General features: G+C 32.2%; 2 protein-coding genes. Both read right to left on the bottom strand.

Annotated elements, in window-relative coordinates:
- On the bottom strand, nucleotides 1-676 hold a 676-nt coding region (locus GH681_RS23135; protein ID WP_153163842.1), incomplete at its 3' end, for a hypothetical protein.
- A gap of 60 nt (nucleotides 677-736) precedes the next feature.
- The gene (locus GH681_RS23130; RefSeq protein WP_153163841.1) at nucleotides 737-970 is read right to left on the bottom strand and encodes a hypothetical protein; all 234 of its coding nucleotides are present in this window, start codon (nucleotides 968-970) and stop codon (nucleotides 737-739) included.
- Between the last annotated feature and the right edge of the window lie 154 nt (nucleotides 971-1,124).

Here is a 1,124-nt window from a genome sequence, read left to right as displayed (position 1 = left end):
TAGGATCTATGTTATAATCAGTAGGACGATATGCTGGATCATGAGTATATGTTTCTACTCTTTCAGGACTACCTGAGAATATATTACCAATGGGTCCAGCTAATGCAGCTATATTGTCTATTAGATCTAACCAGTTATTATCACTTGGAGTTTTCGGCTTTTTACTATTTGGACTATATATATTACCTACTGGAAGTTGTCCAGGATTACCAGTATAGTTAAAGTATTTACTACTTCTAGCATTAGCAGTATCTACATTACCAATAGGAGCATTAATATTATAAGGAATGCCTAATCTACTTGCTACTTCAGATGATGGTATATGTCTAGGTCCATTACTTTGATTAGATCTACTATCTACATATGCTTGACCAATCTTATGCCAATCGCCATACTTTCTGTCTGTCATTAAAGATCTAGCTTGTTCTACTGTAGGTATAACTCCTTTGTTCTTACCTAAGTAAGTAGACATATCTCCATATTTACCACCATAGATATCTTTTACATCTTGATCTGTGATACCATTGACCCAGTTTAAGTAATCTTGTGTATAGTTATTTTTATCTGAATCCCAGTATTTAAAATCAGACATATTTTTATTATATCCATATGGTTTAATGCCTTTAGTGCCATCTGCATAAGCAGCAGTATTCTTCTTTATTTTTTTACTTTTCAAAGCTTCTTGCTAATCTAATAGTGCCTGATAAGCTATCTAATTATTTCTCTCATTTAGCATCTAACTATTTTCAGCATATATATTATTAGCTTTATTGTTGCTTTTCTTCATTAACTTCTTTCCCATTTCTGCAAATGTTTTATTTGTTCCTGGAACTTTAATCTTATCACTTAATACTTGAGTTCCAACAGGTACATTTAATAAATTAGAATCTGTAGGTTTACCTTCTTCTGGTATAGAACCTATAGTTCCATCTGGTGTTCTTAACATCTCACCATCATCTAAGTAAGCCATGGTAGATGGTACTACACCACCTTTAGATAAACTTAATTCATTGTATCCATTTTCCTAATAGTAATCAGCTGCTACTTGTTCAGACATTTGTCTAGCCTGAATACCATTTTTAATTCTACCAGCTTTATTACGTATATAACTTTTACTATGACCA

Source organism: Zoogloea sp. 1C4 (assembly GCF_009469605.1).
Classification (GTDB): Bacteria; Pseudomonadota; Gammaproteobacteria; order Burkholderiales; family Rhodocyclaceae; genus Zoogloea; species Zoogloea oryzae.
Note: the sequence above shows the minus strand (reverse complement) of the source record. Positions and strands in the feature narration are given on the sequence as shown.